General features: G+C 34.7%; 13 protein-coding genes and 1 tRNA gene. 3 read left to right on the top strand and 11 right to left on the bottom strand.

Annotation, left to right across the window (positions count from 1 at the left end; translation table 11 throughout):
- Positions 1-38: 38 nt before the first annotated feature.
- The 8 genes from AC0608_RS00860 to AC0608_RS00895 form a co-directional block, all read right to left on the bottom strand.
- The gene (locus AC0608_RS00860; protein ID WP_478287801.1) at positions 39-1,028 is read right to left on the bottom strand and encodes an aspartate-semialdehyde dehydrogenase; all 990 of its coding nucleotides are present in this window, start codon (positions 1,026-1,028) and stop codon (positions 39-41) included.
- Positions 1,029-1,293: 265 nt separating this feature from the next.
- Positions 1,294-1,710 (bottom strand): large conductance mechanosensitive channel protein MscL, encoded by a 417-nt coding sequence (mscL, locus tag AC0608_RS00865; protein ID WP_478287802.1) that lies wholly within the window; start codon positions 1,708-1,710, stop codon positions 1,294-1,296.
- An 81-nt stretch (positions 1,711-1,791) separates the two neighbouring features.
- The gene (locus AC0608_RS00870; protein WP_478287803.1) at positions 1,792-4,239 is read right to left on the bottom strand and encodes a bifunctional UDP-N-acetylmuramoyl-tripeptide:D-alanyl-D-alanine ligase/alanine racemase; all 2,448 of its coding nucleotides are present in this window, start codon (positions 4,237-4,239) and stop codon (positions 1,792-1,794) included.
- Between the two features lie 823 nt (positions 4,240-5,062).
- Positions 5,063-5,764 carry a porin family protein gene (locus tag AC0608_RS00875; protein ID WP_478287804.1) on the bottom strand — a complete coding sequence of 234 codons (702 nt, stop codon included), beginning with the start codon at positions 5,762-5,764 and terminating at the stop codon, positions 5,063-5,065.
- A gap of 326 nt (positions 5,765-6,090) precedes the next feature.
- Positions 6,091-6,177 (bottom strand) — tRNA-Ser (locus tag AC0608_RS00880).
- Between the two features lie 61 nt (positions 6,178-6,238).
- The gene (locus AC0608_RS00885) at positions 6,239-7,267 is read right to left on the bottom strand and encodes an asparaginase (protein WP_478288499.1); all 1,029 of its coding nucleotides are present in this window, start codon (positions 7,265-7,267) and stop codon (positions 6,239-6,241) included.
- Positions 7,257-8,393 carry a 1-acyl-sn-glycerol-3-phosphate acyltransferase gene (locus AC0608_RS00890; protein WP_478287805.1) on the bottom strand — a complete coding sequence of 379 codons (1,137 nt, stop codon included), beginning with the start codon at positions 8,391-8,393 and terminating at the stop codon, positions 7,257-7,259. The genes AC0608_RS00885 and AC0608_RS00890 overlap by 11 nt, the downstream gene beginning before the upstream one ends.
- A 65-nt stretch (positions 8,394-8,458) precedes the next feature.
- Positions 8,459-9,226 carry a TatD family hydrolase gene (locus AC0608_RS00895; protein ID WP_478288500.1) on the bottom strand — a complete coding sequence of 256 codons (768 nt, stop codon included), beginning with the start codon at positions 9,224-9,226 and terminating at the stop codon, positions 8,459-8,461.
- Positions 9,227-9,393: 167 nt separating this feature from the next.
- Between AC0608_RS00895 and AC0608_RS00900 the strand changes: the two genes are divergently transcribed.
- Positions 9,394-9,834 carry a retropepsin-like aspartic protease gene (locus AC0608_RS00900; RefSeq protein ID WP_417958355.1) on the top strand — a complete coding sequence of 147 codons (441 nt, stop codon included), beginning with the start codon at positions 9,394-9,396 and terminating at the stop codon, positions 9,832-9,834.
- A 566-nt stretch (positions 9,835-10,400) separates the two neighbouring features.
- Positions 10,401-12,800 (top strand): TonB-dependent receptor, encoded by a 2,400-nt coding sequence (locus AC0608_RS00905; protein ID WP_478287806.1) that lies wholly within the window; start codon positions 10,401-10,403, stop codon positions 12,798-12,800.
- A 69-nt stretch (positions 12,801-12,869) separates the two neighbouring features.
- Here AC0608_RS00905 and AC0608_RS00910 read toward each other — a convergent pair whose 3' ends face one another.
- The 3 genes from AC0608_RS00910 to AC0608_RS00920 form a co-directional block, all read right to left on the bottom strand.
- Positions 12,870-13,556 (bottom strand): copper homeostasis protein CutC, encoded by a 687-nt coding sequence (locus tag AC0608_RS00910; RefSeq protein WP_478287807.1) that lies wholly within the window; start codon positions 13,554-13,556, stop codon positions 12,870-12,872.
- The gene (locus tag AC0608_RS00915) at positions 13,557-14,552 is read right to left on the bottom strand and encodes an isoaspartyl peptidase/L-asparaginase family protein (protein ID WP_478287808.1); all 996 of its coding nucleotides are present in this window, start codon (positions 14,550-14,552) and stop codon (positions 13,557-13,559) included.
- Between the two features lie 145 nt (positions 14,553-14,697).
- Positions 14,698-15,705 carry a 3-oxoacyl-ACP synthase III family protein gene (locus AC0608_RS00920; RefSeq protein ID WP_478287809.1) on the bottom strand — a complete coding sequence of 336 codons (1,008 nt, stop codon included), beginning with the start codon at positions 15,703-15,705 and terminating at the stop codon, positions 14,698-14,700.
- Positions 15,706-15,992: 287 nt separating this feature from the next.
- Between AC0608_RS00920 and AC0608_RS00925 the strand changes: the two genes are divergently transcribed.
- Complete coding sequence (locus tag AC0608_RS00925) at positions 15,993-18,404, top strand: alpha/beta hydrolase family protein (RefSeq protein ID WP_478287810.1); 2,412 nt, start codon at positions 15,993-15,995, stop codon at positions 18,402-18,404.
- Positions 18,405-18,457: the final 53 nt, after the last annotated feature.

Consider the following 18,457-nt stretch of genomic DNA (forward strand, 5'->3'; position numbering starts at 1 on the left):
GTTAGATAAATGGTTCTATTTAAAAAAATGAAAATAATTTACACCAATTTGGCTTCCATCAAATATTCTGCGATTTGTATCGTATTTGTTGCTGCTCCTTTTCTCAAGTTATCCGCAACAATCCACATATTCAAGGTGTTTTCTTGGCTTTCGTCACGACGAATTCTACCTACAAAAACATCATCTTTACCTTGAGCATACATCGGCATTGGGTAGGTATAAGTGTCATTGTTGTCCTGAACAACTACGCCATCGGTATGATGCAAAATATTTCTTACTTCGTTTAGGTCAAAATCCTTTGAGAATTCTACGTTTACTGCTTCGCTGTGTCCGCCTACAATTGGCACGCGAACTGCTGTTGCTGTAACGGCAATGGTATTGTCACTTAATATTTTTTTGGTTTCACGAACCAGTTTCATTTCTTCTTTAGTGTATCCATTTTCTTCGAATGAATCACATTGTGGAATGGCATTCCTATGAATTGGATATTTATAAGCCATCTCACCTTGAACACCTGCATATTCATTTTCCAATTGTTGCACTGCTTTTACTCCGGTTCCGGTTATGGATTGGTAGGTAGAAACAATCACACGCTTAATGTTGTATTTTTTGTGCAAAGGAGCCAAAACCAATACCATTTGAATGGTAGAACAGTTTGGATTTGCGATAATTTTATCTGCTGTAGTCAATTCTGATGCATTGATTTCCGGCACAATTAATTTTTTGGTTGGATCCATTCTCCAAGCTGATGAATTATCGATAACGGTTGTTCCTGCTGCTGCAAATTTTGGAGCCCATTCTAATGATGTATCTCCACCAGCAGAAAACAGAGCAATATCTGCTTTCATGTCTACCGCAGTTTGCATGCCTACGACTTTATATTTTTTGCCCTTATACTCAATTTCTTTCCCTATTGATCGCTCTGAAGCTACAGGAATTAACTCTGTTACAGGGAAATTTCTTTCTGCTAAAACTTTCAACATTACTTCGCCAACCATTCCGGTGGCTCCTACAACTGCTATTCTCATCTTATATTATATTATTGAATATTAAATTTGAAGTACAAAAGTAAGTAATATTGAAATCAAAACAAGTAGCTTCACAAAAAATAACAAAATGTTACAAATACAACATTCAGTAGTTTTAGTTGGATAATAATCCTGAAATTCTCTTTTTGATTTAGTTGTGTTGTAAAATATTTACTTTTTGCACCAAAAAAAACCGCCTCAATTACATAGCGGTTTAGTCCTGAAATTAATTCAGGATAAATTAGAATATATAGGATAGCGGTAATTATTTTTTTATTAAATCTCTTATCTGTATTAGTAATTCTTCTTGAGTTGGTCCCACCGGTGCAACGACAACGACTACTTCCTTCTTCTTTGCTTTTTCAGCAGCTCTTAAAATTACAAAAACGAAAAAAGCAATAATAACGAAGTTAATAATCGCTTGAACTAAATTCCCATAGGTGAGTACTGCGGCTCCTGCGGCTTTAGCTGCAGGTAAATCAGGATAACTGTTACCATCCAAGGTGATGAATTTTTGGGTAAAATCAATTCCACCTGTAATCAAACCTACAATTGGCATAATGATATCATCAACAGCAGATCCAACAATTTTACCAAATGCACCAGCAATAACTACAGCTGTTGCCAAACTTAAAACATCGCCTTTCATTAAAGAAGCTTTGAAATCGCCAAAGAACCCCATAATTTATTTTTTAGATTACAATTTATTTTTTAAACGAATTTAATACAATTTTAAGCCATTAATCCCTTTATCTACATTTAATTATTCCCTATAAAATACACGCTTTACTCGTTGGGAAATACTGGTAAGAATCTCGTAGGGTATTGTATTTAATTTTTGTGCCATAACCGTTACCGTTGGGCTTTCGCCAAAAATGATTACTTGATCCCCTTCTGTACATTCAATTTCAGTAACATCAACCATTAGCATGTCCATACAAATACTACCAATAATTAATGCTTTGTGTTTCTTAATTGTAACAAACCCCACACTATTTCCCCAACTTCTGGAAATACCGTCCGCATACCCAATGGGTATCGTGGCAACTTTTGTAGGTTTCTCAGCCAAAAATCTTCTGCCATATCCTACGCTTTCACCAGCAGCAATGGTCCTTATTTGTGAAATTACAGATTTGAGCGTACCAACGTTTTCAAGTTTTTTTTGTTCTTCCGCATCATTCGAAACACCATAGAGACCAATCCCTAACCGCACCATATCAAACTGCGAAGCAGGAAAATTAGTAATTCCTGAAGTATTCAGGATGTGTCGCAATGGTTTGATTTGTAATTGCTCCATCAATTTTGATGATACTTTTTCAAATAAATCTATTTGTGAATTCGTGAAATCCTTGTAATTCAAATCGTCACTTGTAGCTAAATGTGACAAAATACTTTTGACTTTTACAGTTTGATTTCCTTTTAGAGTAGCAATCAAATCATCAATTGCAGCTTCTTCAAAACCCAAACGATGCATTCCCGTATCAATTTTGATGTGAATTGGGAATTGTTTTAAGTTTTTTTGTTCCGCAATTTTAAGGAACGCATGAAGTCCTTTTAAGCTATAAATCTCCGGTTCCAATTGATGTTGAATAATCGCAGAAAAGCTCGTCGTTTCAGGATTTAAAACCATAATAGGCAAATGAATTCCTGCACTTTTCAGCGAAATCCCTTCATCTGCGAAAGCCACGCCAAGGTAATTTACTTTGTGGTGCTCCAGTAATTTAGCGATTTCAAAACCGCCGTTCCCATAGCCAAAGGCCTTAACCATCACCATAATTTTAACATTCGGCTTCAATTTTGATTTAAAGAAGTTTAAGTTGTGACCAATCGCATTGAGGTTAATTTCCAAAACGGTTTCGTGCGTTTTTTCTTCTAGTAAAGATACAATTTCTTCAAATTGAAACGTCCTCGCTCCTTTGATTAAAATTGTTTCATTGGTAAAATTCAAATCATCAAATTTTGATATAAATTCAGCCGTTGTATTAAACGTAATACAATTCGTAAATTTATTTGCAAAAGTCGAAATCATTTCTCCAATCCCTATAACTCGATCAATTTTATTAGAGACTATTAATTGGGAAACTTTAGAATAGAGTGCATCATTAGCTAAACCACTTTGAAAAATATCAGAAAGAATAACTGTTTTTTTCTTATACTGCTTTTGGCTTTCTAGAAAATCTAAGGCTATCTTCAAAGACTGAAAATCAGAACTATAACTGTCATCAATAAGACTGCAATTATTGATTCCGTTTTTAACTTTCAACCGCATTTCTACAGGATACAACAAATTCATCCGGTTTTGAATGGTTGTTTGATCGTATTTAAAATACAACAAAACCATCAAGCAGGAAATGGCATTTTCAATAGATGCTTTATCCTGAAAAGGAATTCTTAATTCGAATGAATTTTGATTATATTGGTATTGGAGTGTTGTCGTACCATTCCTGGTTAGGGTATTAAAAACAAAAACATCTGCTTCTTTAATATTAAAACTCCAGGTAAAGGCTTTTGTTTTTGGAAAAAAAACAGCATCAACCATTTCATCCTTTTGGTAAATGACTACTTCAGAATTTTGAAAAAGGGTAATTTTCTCTTTTATTTTATTTTCCAAATTTATAAAACCCTCATCGTGTGCAGAGCCAATATTCGTTAGAATACCAACCGTTGGCTTTATAATGGTTTCTAATTTTGCCATTTCGAAACTGGTAGAAATCCCAGCTTCAAAAATTCCGAGATTGTGTTGCTCATTGATTGCAATAACTGATAAAGGAACGCCAATTTGTGAGTTGTAACTCTTTGGACTTCGAATAATATTATAATCCGGACTTAACAGAAAGTTTAGCCACTCTTTTACTATTGTTTTCCCGTTACTGCCGGTTAATCCAATAATAGGGAAATCAAATAAACTGCGATACTGCGCCGCAAACTGTTGCAAAGCAAATACGGTATCCTCTACAACGTAAAAATTAGCCTTATGAGTACAATTCTCCGGAATGTGGGTAACCACAAAATTACGAACGCCTTTTCCAATTAAATCCGAGATGTACCGGTGCGCATCATTATTGGCTCCTACCAACGCAAAAAACAAAGTCTGTGGTCCGTTTTGCAAGGATCGGCTGTCAATAGAAATCACATCTACAATTGAAGCACTATTGTTCCCGATAAACTTTGCCGAGATATTTTGAATGCTACTGATAATTTTTTGGGTCATGGAATTAAAAGAGTTTGCGATAAATTTCTTTTATGAAAATTATACTTTTAATGGTTTTATGAATTCTAAAACTTTCTCAAAAATAGCACTTCTTTTCAAAACGAAGACTTAGATATACTATAATTATTAGCAATCCCGTTAATTTAAGTAAAGAAACAATGATAATATGCTCCACTAATTTTGGTAGATTACTTATATTTGTTTTAGAAAAATAATCAGCATCTTGAAAAAAATCCTTCCCCCGTTTTCTTATATTCTCCATCCGATATTTATACCGGCTATGGCTACCCTGTTTTACCTTTTATCTAAAGGAACTGACTTTACAAATCAAGAGAAACTATTTGTTTTTTTTCAAGTTATAATTGTTACCATTATTATCCCTGTTTTAATATTCTTCCTGTTACGGGCTACAGGAAATATAAATTCGATTATGCTTGTGGAGGTGTCCCAACGCAAAATCCCATTAATTATTCATTGCTTTTTAATTATACTATTGGTCCGAAAAAGCATAACAATAGACCGATATCCCGAATTCCATTTTTTTCTATTAGGGGGGCTTTTAAGTACTTTATTAGCTTTGATCCTACTATTTGCAAATATAAAGGCTAGTCTTCATATGATTGCAATCAGTTCACTAACCGTTTTTGTGATAGGATTGAGCATGCATCTTCGGATTCAGAATACATTTATTATCACACTACTTATCTTACTCAATGGTTTTGTAGCTTCTTCCCGACTGGAGATGAAAGCTCACACATATAAAGAATTGCTAATCGGATTCTTTCTGGGGGCAGTTCCACAGTTACTTTTGTTGGTACTGTGGTTATAAAATATAGAATATAATTCCAAAATTTAACGCTTTCATGTTAACCGGTTCTCCATTAATGTTTGCAGATTTAAACAAAGAATTCAAGCCATAATAAGCATATAAATTTATTGTATTGTATCCTGATGATAGGTAAGCTCCATATTGCAATTTATTAAAATCCGGATTTCCTGTAACCTGTACTTTCCCGCTATCACCATCAAAAACTGATTTATCATACAATAAATAACTGAATTTTATTCCGCCGTAAATCCTCCAGAATTTATGACTTTCATAAGTAGAAGTTCTCCATCTGAACTCGATAGGTACATCTACAGATAAAAGAGAAAACTTGTTTTTATTATACCTCATATCTGAATCTAAAATAGTATAAACTGGAGTTCCATTTGGTGATGAAATAGCTAGATTTTGATTGTAATTATTGTAGGAAAAACCTATGCCGGAAGCAATAGCAACTGTTCTATTTTTATTAATAGGCATATCTCTCAAAAAACCTGCAGAAAGACCTGATGAAAATTTACTTTGTGACAAACCTGAAGGCTTATCGGTCAAAGTATTGTAGGTTATTGCAAAATAAAACTGATCTTCCCGATACAAGGAGTCAACCTGTATCTGAGGTGCATTTTCAGTAGTTGCAACTTCTTGTGAAAAAACTTTCAAAACCGATAAAAAAAGAAACCAACTCAGAAAAAATCGCATATTGTTTTATGTTTAAATTGCTCAATGACTATTAAAAACAGATTTTAGACTTTATATGCCTTTTTTAGACTTTACAAATATACTATTCTGATCGTTTTATGGCTTGTTTTAACAGCAAATAATCTTTTTTACAAAACTTTAATGCACAATAAAATCCCATTAAATATTGTTTTATTTAACCCTATTTAATGAGATTAATAAAAATGCTTCTGAAAGGCGACTCAAAAAAATCATACTAGATCCTTTTTACCATTCACACTACACCAATAAAAATCCTGTTTTAAAACAAAAAATGCTTCCCTTTAAGGAAGCATTAATTTTTTTTGCAGAGAGGAAGGGATTCGAACCCTCGATGCAGTTACCCACATACTAGCTTTCCAGGCTAGCTCCTTCAACCACTCGGACACCTCTCTATTTTATTTGAGGTTGCAAATAACATGAAAAAAATTGAGTTAGGAAAGTAAAATCTAACTATTATGCTATTTCTCCTCGCAAAGAAGTTTCAAAAACAGTTTTAAAGTCCTTTGGAGCTATTTTTTGGCCTAATAAATACATTAATTTTGTTATTGCGCCTTCAGTAGTAATGTCTTTTCCGGAAATTACTCCAATTTCTTTCAAGCCTGTACTGGTCTCATATTGTCCCATTCGCACACTTCCGCCAGAACATTGAGTGACATTCACTATATGTAACCCTCTAGCAATAGCTTTTTTTAACAAACCTAAAAACCACTCTTCTGTAGGTGCATTCCCGGCTCCATAAGTTTCTAAAACAACACCTTTAAGATTTGGGATGTCTAAAATAGCCGATAAAACTGCTTCACTGATTCCAGGAAACATTTTTATAATAGCCACATTATTATCTAAGCTTTTATGAACCTTAAATTCCTTATTTTCGTTTTTAGGCAAAAACAATTCGGAATTCAATTTTAAATGGACTCCGGATTCCACTAATTCAGGATAATTAGGCGAAGTAAATGCTTTGAAATGTTCTGCATTAATCTTTGTCGTTCTATTGCCTCGGTACAATTTGTATTCAAAATAAAGACATACTTCAGTGATAACCGGCGCATCATTATGACGCAAAGAAGCAATTTGAATTGCAGTAATCAAATTCTCTTTGGCATCGGTACGTAAATCCCCAATAGGTAATTGGGAGCCTGTAAAAATAACGGGTTTCGACAAATTTTCGAGCATAAAACTCAGCGCTGATGCGGAATATGACATCGTATCTGATCCATGAAGTACAACAAATCCATCAAAAGAAGTGTAATTATCCTCGACGATTGTAGCAATTTTTGCCCATTTTTCAGGATTCATGTTCGAAGAATCAATGGGATTCTCAAATGAAATCGTTTCTATTTCACAGTCTAATTGTTTCAATTCAGGAATTCGTTGCAATAATTTGCTGAAATTGAAAGCCATGAGTGCACCAGTTTCAAAATCTTTCCTCATACCAATGGTTCCACCAGTATAGATTAAAAGTATTTTGGGTTTATACAACATCATGGTATTTTAATTTATTCACAACGGGATTTGCATACATTGCCAAAAAACCATCTAAAGCTACAGGATTGTCATGATCAATTCGCATTTCGAGTCTGCGTTCGAACAAAGATTTTTCGTTTTCTGTGTACAAATGGGAATAGCGGTCTGTTTTATTTACAATGTCATACGCAATAAAATTGGTTGGACACAGCTTATAATTACTCAAAATCGCATCATCAATCACTTTTGCCAAAGCGACAATTTGCTTATTGGTACTGTCATTGTCAGCTTTAATCGCATCTATTTCGTTATCTAAAACCTTCCCTACGTGAATGTGTATTCGTTTCTTTTGTCCCAAAGCACCACTAAGAATTGTCATGAAATCTTCATTTTTTTCTTTGATGTACACTTCATTATTGGCTTCAGCCATAAGTTGTGGCATTTTCAAAGCATCCGTAGGATCATACTCATACGAAATAGAAACGGGCACTATTTTTATTTTTTTAAAATAATCCATCAAATTACTTTCATCAGAACCCATTCCTAGCATTTTCAACACACCAGGATTGGTCTCGTCATTACCATCTTTAGTTCTTCCTTCCCGCTGTGCAATCCAAACCGAACGATTTTCATGAAGCAGTAAATTACTTATATATTCCGATAACAACTTAGAGCTTTGCAGCATTTCCCTTGGCGTTAAGCCACGTTGCACTAAAAAGTTACGATTTAGTTTAGCCAGCGTATTCAGAAACGATTTTTTGACTAAATTATCGCCAATTGCCGAAGCAGTCATTACTAGCCCATGTTCAAATAAAGCAGTATTTAATAACGTCGTATCCAAGAGAATATCACGATGATTCGAGACAAACAAATAAGAAGTATTAGGCTCTAACGTTTCAAAGCCAGAAGTAGTCAATCCTTCGGAACTTTTTTCCAATACTTTTTTAACGGATTGGTAAATAAAATTACATTGAAAATCACGAATAGAATGCGTTTTATGAAGTTGTTCTTTCCAAACTTCGTCAGCGACATCCGGAAAAGTAAAATTCATCAATGCCTTCATCATCGGATGATTCATCACATTTTGAAGTGCTTCATTTATTTCGGAATCGTAAAATGGCCGAATAGCGTCAAATTTCTGCATTTTGGTTCTCAATTTTTGTGTTGGCAAATGAACAAAAAAAATATCAAAATAAGGTAAATTCTTCTTTAAATCCCAAAAATAGCTTTTGAATTATCCGTTGTCACAGTCACAATTTCATTTGCCGAAAGGGTATAAATTTGTGCTAATTTAGCAACTACATTAACAATATAACTACTTTCGTTGCGTTTGCCTCGAAAAGGAATAGGTGCTAAATAGGGAGAATCTGTCTCTAAAACGATATGTTTCAAATCGATTTGATTCAAAAACTGATCGATTTTGCCATTTTTAAAAGTGACTACACCTCCTATACCAAGCTTCATATTATAGGATATAGCCTTTAAAGCCTGTTCATGCGTTCCTGAAAAACAATGAAAAATTCCAAATAAATTAGCTGATTTTTCCTGTTCCAGAATTTCAAATATCTCATCAAAAGCTTCACGACAATGAATTACAATGGGTAAATTGTATTGTTTAGCTAATTGAATTTGCCTTTTGAAAGCGATTTGTTGCTGTGCTAAATGAGTTTTATCCCAATACAAATCGATTCCTATTTCACCTATTGCATAAAATTTTCTTTTAGTCAGTTCGCTTTCTACGTGTTTCAATTCTTCCAGATAATTATCTTTTACGTACGTAGGGTGCAATCCCATCATCAAGAATACATTCTCCGGATAATTTTTTTCCAGCTCATACATGGATTTTGTACAAGTGGAGTCAATTGCCGGTATGAAAAAACGCGAAACACCGGCATCAATTGCCCGTTGTATCATTTCGGCTCTATCTTGATCAAACTCCTCTGAATATAAATGAGTATGCGTATCGGTAATTATTATTTTTGTTTCCAAGTGTTAAGTTTAAGAGTACAAAATTACAAGAATAAAAGTTGTCGAAAAAATGGTTCTGAAAAGATTCGCATTGAATAAGCGTTTACTGGTAATCATTAAATAACTCCATGTATCTTTGTGAAACTGAAAGTGAATGATTGAAAAATTCAGCAAAAATGAAAAAACTACAAAATATTCTTAAAAAAGAAAACTACAAAAAAGTAAAATTTAAGATTACCAAAACTCAGCACCTATTAATAAAAGCAAAAATAAATGGTATAACGGGAAGTTTTATTCTTGACACTGGAGCCTCCAATAGTTGTATCGGATTTGAAAGTATTGATTTATTTTTATTGGAAGCAAAAAAATCTAAAACCAAAGCTGCTGGAGCCGGTGGAACAGGAATGTTTACACAAATTGCTACAAAAAACCAATTGCAGCTGGGCTCTTGGAAAGACATCGCTTTTGACATTGTTATCTTTGATTTATCTCACGTTAATCAAGCTTTGATACAACATAAATCAAAACCCGTTCATGGAATTATTGGAGCTGATGTTTTGATGAAAGGAAAGGCGATTGTGGATTACTACCATCATTATTTGTATTTGTTAAAATAGAAAAATAGTTCTCGCTCATACAAATCTCTAATAATACCATGCATTCTTTTTTAATTTTTTGGGATTGATTTTATAAGTTTTATTTGCATTTATATCCTTCTCTTTCATACATATTTCTAACAGCTTATCAATATCGGTTATTCAAAGACTAAACCTTCTAGATACGACCATCTAAGATTCCCAAAATTCTAAGCTATCCATAAAGCTATTTAAACCGTATCCCTTTGTACTGAAAAATTGCACTTCCCTAAAGAAATATGGCACCTGCTTCCCAACTATTCTGTTTATCAATTTAACGATACAGCTGTTATTAAAAGTAAAAAAGCAAAAAACAGACTCCATATAAATTAAACCAAAGGGCTATCCTAACCGATAGCCCTTTGGTTTATTTATCATTTAAATAAATAAAAATGCAAAATCATTGTAACAAAACCGGGCCTGACTAGTCTATTAGGTACATTTAAAAACAAAATATGTAATATGCATAAAAAAGTACCTTGTAATACATAATAATCAAAATAAGTATTTATATTTGCATCATCAAATCAATTAAATCACAATCAATCATGAAACTCCAATTACTCTTAATCTGCATTATCGGAACGTTTTTTTCGACGCAAGCACAAACTTCAGTCAAACAGTCAAATCTAGAAAACTCTGGAAGTATTACTGGTAAAATTATTGACAAGACTACCAACGAACCATTATCCTATGTAAATATTGTTGTAAAGGAAAACAGTAAAGTAATTACGGGCGGGATCACCTCTGATAAAGGAATCTTTCAAATAAAAAATTTAGCGTTGAAAGATTACACTCTAGAAATCCAATTTATGGGGTACAAAACAGTTTCAAAATCAGCAAAATTAACGGTAGACAGCAGCATTAATTTTAATACAATTGTATTAGAAGAAGACGCTGTTCAGCTGGCTGGTGTCGAAGTAGTAAGCGAAAGATCAACAATTGTACAAAAAATTGATAGAAAGATTATTAATGTGGGTAAAGATTTGATCTCTGCGGGAGCTACTGCTGGAGAAATCATGAATAACATTCCATCAGTGAGTGTAGATCCGCAAACCAATGCCATTAGTTTAAGAGGGAATTCTAATGTTCGCATCCTTATTGATGGAAAACCAACGAATATGGATGCCGCTCAAGTATTACAACAAATCCCATCAGCATCGATCAAACAAATCGAATTAATTACGAATCCATCTGCTAAATACAATCCGGAGGGAATGAGCGGAATCATCAACATCGTTTTGAATAAGAACAGCAAACTAGGATTTAATGGAAGTATAAACAATGGTGTAACCTTTGGGATAACGCCCAAAGTAAATTCGTCGTTTGACTTAAACTATAGATCAGGGAAATTTAATTTCTACGGAAATTACGGCTTTAATCATGGGAAATATTCAAACAATGGCTTTATAAACAGCAAAGAATCAAACAATGAAAACAAGCAGATATTTGACATGAATTCTAAGAATACCTCTCATTTAGCAAAAATTGGATTTGATTTTAATATTAACGAGAAAAATACATTCTCTTTTTATACCAATCAAAACCTTTCTAATGGAAAAGATTTTGGAAATACTAGGGTAGATTATGTTTCAGCACAAACTAATGACCGACTACAGTTTTTTGATAATAAAAGTAAAAACCACTCTGAAACCTATAATTTTGATTATAAATTAGACTTTAAAAAAGAAGGTCATAATTTAGAACTAGAAGTGAATTACAATAAAAATGACAGTCCGGAAAATGCATTATATACTAATGTAAATGGAGCTACTAATTCCTTTACGAATGATGTAAAAACGATAGGAAAAAATACCATTATCAATCTTGATTATGTAAACCCACTTACCGAAACTACTAAACTGGAATTAGGTTTAGAAAGCAGAAACGAAAACACTGACAACAACTTGTTTTTGAACAATACCTATAATTCTGATTTTACTTATGAAAGAACCCTCTATTCTGCCTATGCAACTTTAGGAAAGCAATGGAAAAAATGGAATTTTCAAGCGGGAGCTCGTTTAGAACAATACAATGTTGACGCCTTATTTAGAAAAGTAAGTGAAGAAGACTCAAAGTTTGAAGATGACATTTTAAGTATTTACCCATCCGCTTTTATAACTTTTAATCCAACTGACACCAATTCTTTTAGTTTGAATTATTCCAGAAGAGTCGACAGACCAAGCATTTCTCAGGTAAATCCTATTAGAGAATGGAGTACACCTACCATAGATTCCGAAGGAAATCCGTTTCTGGTTCCTCAATTCACTAACTCATTTGAATTAAATTACACCCGAAAAACTAAAATTGGTTCCATCACTTCCGGTATCTTTTACAGAAGAATTCAAGACGAAATAACGCGAGTGATTTTTACGAATCCAAGTGCATCCAACAGGCAAATTATCTCCTACGATAATTTTGATACCAATAATGCGTATGGTATCGAAGTGTCCGGAAACTTAGATTTCAAAAAATGGTGGAGTGCGAATATTAGTTTTGATGCTTATAATAAGAAAACGAAAGGCACTATTGAGGATACTCCGGGTAATTATGAATTTGTAGAAATTGATGTTACCACATTCAACGCCCGCATCAACAATACGTTTAAAGCGACCAAAGATTTGCGTTTTCAGCTTTTTGGAATGTACAGAGGGAGAGATTTAAGTCTGCAGTTTGACCGAAGTCCAATGTGGAAAATGGATATCGGTACAAGTTATAACGTATTAAAAGGAAGCGGAACTATAAGTGCGCGATTCAGTGATGTTTTTAAAACAATGCGCTTTGCTTTTAATGGAGAACGCCCTTATAAATCAAATGGGGAATTCAATTGGGAGAGCAGAACTGTGTATTTAGGATTCAACTATAGATTTGGAAGTGGAAAAAACAAAGCGGCCGAGAGAAAGCAAAGAGATAAAAACGAAACCCAAGGAGGCGGCGGGCTTTTATAAAATTAGTTTTAATAGTTTGTTGCAGTAAGAAAAACCCGGAGTATGCCAACTCCGGGTTTTTCGATCAAATTACTTTCCTATAAATTCTAAATTCGCTTTTATGGATTGTATTTCCTGCTGATTTGGGACATCACTTGAATCTGTTATAGCAGAGGAATGATAGAAAATAGCCTTTGTTTTTTCTTTTAATAACACACTATTCGCAGCTCGCAACCCGCCGCCTGGCATAATGATAATCCGATCGTTTGCTTTTTCTATTAAATGGGTCAGTACCGCTATTCCTTCCACTACATTATTTCCTTGCCCTGAAGTCAAAATGGTTTTAAAACCGCATTTTATAATTGATTCCAGCGATTCATCTCTATTGCTAATCTCATCAAAAGCACGGTGAAAAGTACAAGGAAATGGGTTAGCCAATTGTACTAAATCCCTATTTTGTTTTGCATTAAAACTACCATCCGGGTTTAAAATTCCAAATACAAAACCATCTACCTGTAGCTTTTTAAACATCTGAATTGCTGATTTCATCTCTTCCAATTCAGAGTTTGAATAGCTAAAATTCCCAGCACGGGGCCGAATCATAACATATAATTCAATGGTCAGAACTTCCCTGGCAGCTTTTGTCATTTCAAAACTGGGTGTTGTACCTCCATTCTTCATATTAGCACACAATTCAACCCTGTCAGCACCGTTTTGCTGTGCAATAATCGCCGACTCAAGATTAAAACATGCGATTTCCAGTTGTACTTTTTTCATTTATTTCAAAAAGTAATTCGCATCAATTAATCGGTTTCCAGTTTCATCATTAACAGCATAGTTAAATCCTCCCTGAATGCAATACGACCCATATTCCCCTTTTTTGTTTAAGGCTATAAAGCCAACTTGAATATCTTTTAAATTTTTGTTTCTTTTTTTAGTTAAATGTACAATTCGGGCAACCGCTTCCTCACAGGCTTTTTGAGGGGATTTACCTTGGCGCATCAACTCCACAACCAAGTGGCAGCCTGAAATTCGCACCACTTCTTCTCCATGTCCTGTGGCTGTTGCAGCGCCTATTTCATTATCTACATACAATCCTGCCCCAATAATTGGAGAATCTCCAACGCGACCATGCATTTTGAAAGCCATGCCACTTGTCGAACAAGCCCCGGATAAATTTCCGTCAGCATCCAAAGCAATCATCCCAATAGTATCATGATTTTCAATGTTGGCAATGGGTTTATATTGACTCGTTTTTAACCACTCTTTCCATTCCTTTTCAGATTCTTCGACTAATAAATTTTCTTTAACAAAACCTTGAGACAAGGCAAACTGTAAAGCTCCGTCCCCTACCAACATAACATGTGGCGTTTTTTCCATCACTGCTCGAGCAACAGCAATGGGATGCTTTATAAATTCTAAACACGCTACGGAACCTATGTTAGCATTTTCGTCCATAATACACGCATCGAGTGTAACGCGACCCTCTCTATCCGGTCTTCCGCCATACCCCACACTCCGCTCTGTTGGATCTGCTTCCGGAATTTTTACTCCGGCTTCTACAGCATCTAAAGCACGTCCTTTATCTTTTAAGATTTCCCATGCAGCTGCATTTGCTTGAAGTCCAAAATTCCACGTAGAAAGTACAATCGGCTTGTTCCCTTTTTGGGATAAAAAATCATTATCCTCATCCGGTTTCCCTTTGAATGAATTAAATGCAACAGCCGCCGAAGCTATGGCTGCTGTTTTAATAAAATTTCTACGATTTGTCATTTTAGGTGTATTTTGATTAATTTTTATTTGGCTTTTCAAATTTAAAACATAGTCTTTAAATAAAAAAGCCTGCACAAAGAATTGTGCAGGCTTGAGACATTTACATGGAAACAGCTGTAAATGAAGTGCTAAACATCGTAGGATTTTACCATTTAATAATTGCACTTCCCCAAGTGAATCCACTTCCAAAAGCAGCTAAAACTACTGTATCTCCTGATTTTATTTTGCCTTTTTCCCAGGCTTCGGTCAAAGCAATCGGAATAGAAGCTGCGGTTGTATTACCGTATTTTTGAATATTATTATACACTTGATCATCGCTCAAATTAAATTTCTTTTGGATAAACTGTGAAATTCTCAAATTTGCCTGATGTGGAATCAACATATCTATATCCGAAACCTGCAAATTATTTGCTTGCAATCCTTCATTAATTACCTCACTGAAACGAACCACCGCATTTTTAAATACGAATTGTCCATTCATATACGGGAAATAACTTTCGTCTTCCGGATCATTATCTGCCAAAATATCAGTAATCCATCGACCTCCCATTCCTGGCGCTTTTACAATTAATTCCTCCGCATGTTGCCCTTCAGAATGTAAATGCGTAGATAAAATTCCTTTTGTTAAATCTTCTTCTCGGCTCAAAACTGCTGCTCCGGCACCGTCTCCAAAAATAACAGAAACCCCTCTACCACGCGTCGACATGTCTAATCCTGTAGAATGTACCTCAGATCCAATAACCAATATGTTTTTATACATTCCGGTTTTAATATATTGATCCGCAACAGATAATGCATAAATAAACCCCGAACATTGATTTCTTACATCTAATGCTCCAACAGTTCTTAAGCCTAAATCCCGTTGCACTAAAACCCCGGGACCTGGGAAATAAAAATCAGGACTTAATGTAGCAAAAACTACAAAATCAATTGCTTCCTTATCAACACCAGAACGCTCAATTGCAATTTCGGCCGCTTTAACTCCCATAGAAGTCGTTGTATCTTCCCCTTTTATAATGTGTCGTCGCTCCTTAATTCCAGTTCTTTCTTGAATCCATTCGTCATTGGTATCAATGATTTTTGATAAATCGTCATTAGTAACCACGTTTTCGGGAACATAATAACCTAATCCTGCTATTTTAGAATGATACATATTATTATTATTTTATTAAAATAAGAGTGCAAATTTATAACATACTTAAAAATTTGAGCTCACAAAGTACTGTTTTTTTACCAAAAAAAAATTCCGACAAATTTTAACCCTTTTTCCCTTTATTTATTGAAGATAAAACCTCTAGACAGCTGCGAAATAAATTTAAATTAGTGCCAGCATTAAGCTTAAAACGTTAAAAAGAAATATTTCTCACCAAATGTAACAACATTGAATTATTTTAGACCAATTATTGTCACTACCCACCCTAATTTAAAATCATTCAAACTATGAAGTTAAAATTTCCTTTATTTCTATTTCTTGGGCTCAGCCTAACTGGTTTTGCACAAGAAAACCTTAGCTATCAGAAACCCTCCCAATCCATTTTGGATTTAGCAGATTATGAAAGAGCTCCTTCGGTATCCATGGACACAAAAAAGGAATACCTGCTTTTGTCCTATAGAAATACCTACAAATCGCTGGATGATTTAAATCAGGACGAATTGCGCTTGGGCGGATTGCGTATCAATCCAATCACTAATATTTCGAGTACAGTCACGTATGTGAACAACCTGAAATTACGTAAAATAAAAGACAAAAATGAAATACCCGTTTTAGGCTTGCCAACAAATCCTCGTATCAGTAATATCGCGTGGTCACCCAATGATAAAAAAATCTTGTTTTCGCACACTACAGCTACCGGAGTTGAGCTTTGGTTCATCGATGTTGCTTCGGCGAAAGCCACTAAATTAACAGCGGCTACTGTAAATGCAAATCTTGGCAATCCATTCAGTTGGATGAATGACAATGAAACTATTTTGGTAAAAATGCTACCCAAAAATAGAATAGCGCTTTTGGATGCTAAAAAAGATTTACCAACCGGTCCTATAATTTCTAACGCTGATGGTGTGAAATCACAGAATAGAACCTATCCGGACATGTTGAAAAATAAGAATGATGAAATCAATTTTGAAAACATCATGACTTCTGAATTGTACAAAGTAACCCTCAACGGAACCATCACTTTATTCAAAAACGCAGCAATGTATGCCGGAGAAAGTTTCTCTCCTGACGGAAATTATATCATGCTGACTACCATTCAAAAACCATTTTCATACATCGTTCCGTTAAGTCGTTTTCCATCAAAATCAGTAATCTATGATAAAGCTGGAAACGAAGTAAAAGCAGTCAATGAAGTACCGCTGACTGAAATCATTCCAAAAGGCTTCATGGCCGTTCGCAAAGGAAAAAGAAACATGAGCTGGAGAACAGACAAACCAGCAACATTAGTTTTTGCCGAGGCATTAGATGCGGGAGATCCAGCCAATAAAGTAGCATTCAGAGACGAAGTTTTCCTTTGGGACGCCCCTTTTGAAAACACACCTACTTCCCTTGTTAAAACACCGCAACGCTACGACCGAATCATTTGGGGAAATGACAACACCGCCATAATTACAGATGAATGGTATGACACGCGCAATACCAAAACATATTTAATCAATCCTTCAAACCCAAGTCAGACACCTAAAGTTATTTTTGATAGAAACTCTCAGGATGTGTATTCAGATCCTGGGAATTTTGAAACTCGCAAAAACCAATACAACCGTTATGTGTTGGCTATCGAAAAGGACAATGCATTCCTCATAGGAAACGGATTTACTAAAAACGGACAATTCCCTTTTATTAGCGAATTTAATTTGAATACGTTACAAGCAAACCGCTTGTATACTTCAACTTACAGCGATAAAAAAGAAGATTTATTAGAGATTGAAGACTTCAAAAAAGGAACTGTTTTAGTCCAAATCCAGTCTAAAAATGAGTATCCAAACTATTACCTTCGAAATATCAAACAAAAAAATAAACTGACACCTATTACCGCGTTCAAAAATCCTTTTGAAAGCATTAAAAACGTGAGTAAAGAAGTAATTAAATACAAACGTAAAGATGGTGTTGAATTGTCTGGAACATTATATTTACCTGTGGGTTACGACAAAGTCAAAAAAGAGAAAATGCCATTGCTGATTTGGGCGTATCCAGCAGAATACAAAGACAAAAATTCAGCAGGACAAAGCACACAAAACCCGAATGAATTTACTTTTCCTAGTTATGGTTCCTTCGTATATTGGGTTACCAAAGGATATGTGGTGCTTGATGATGCGGCTTTCCCTATTATTGGTGAAGGAACAACGGAACCTAATGATAATTTCATGACGCAATTAGTCGACAATGCTGAAGCAGCCATTAATGCGGTAGATGCAATGGGGTACATCAATAGAAAAAAAGTAGCTGTGGGTGGTCATTCCTATGGCGCATTTATGACGGCTAATTTATTGACTCATTCTAATCTTTTTGCTTGTGGAATTGCTCGAAGTGGTGCTTACAATAGAACGTTAACTCCTTTTGGTTTTCAGACGGAGCAACGCAACTACTGGGAAACTCCTGAAGTATACAATACGATGTCGCCTTTTATGAATGCAGACAAAATGAAAACACCTATGCTTTTAGTACATGGTGAAGCAGATAATAATCCGGGAACGTTCACCCTGCAAACGGAACGTTATTTTCAAGCTTTGAAAGGTTTGGGCGCTCCGGCAAGAATGGTAATTCTGCCAAAAGAAGCACATGGTTATGTAGCCAAAGAGAACATTTTACATTTGCTTTGGGAACAAGATCAGTTCTTAGAAAAGTATTTAAAAAATTAATTCGGATAGGCAATACCAACTTACAAAGCAAAACCCCAAAATCACATTGATTT

The sequence above is a fragment of the Flavobacterium sp. GNP008 genome, from assembly GCF_056428965.1.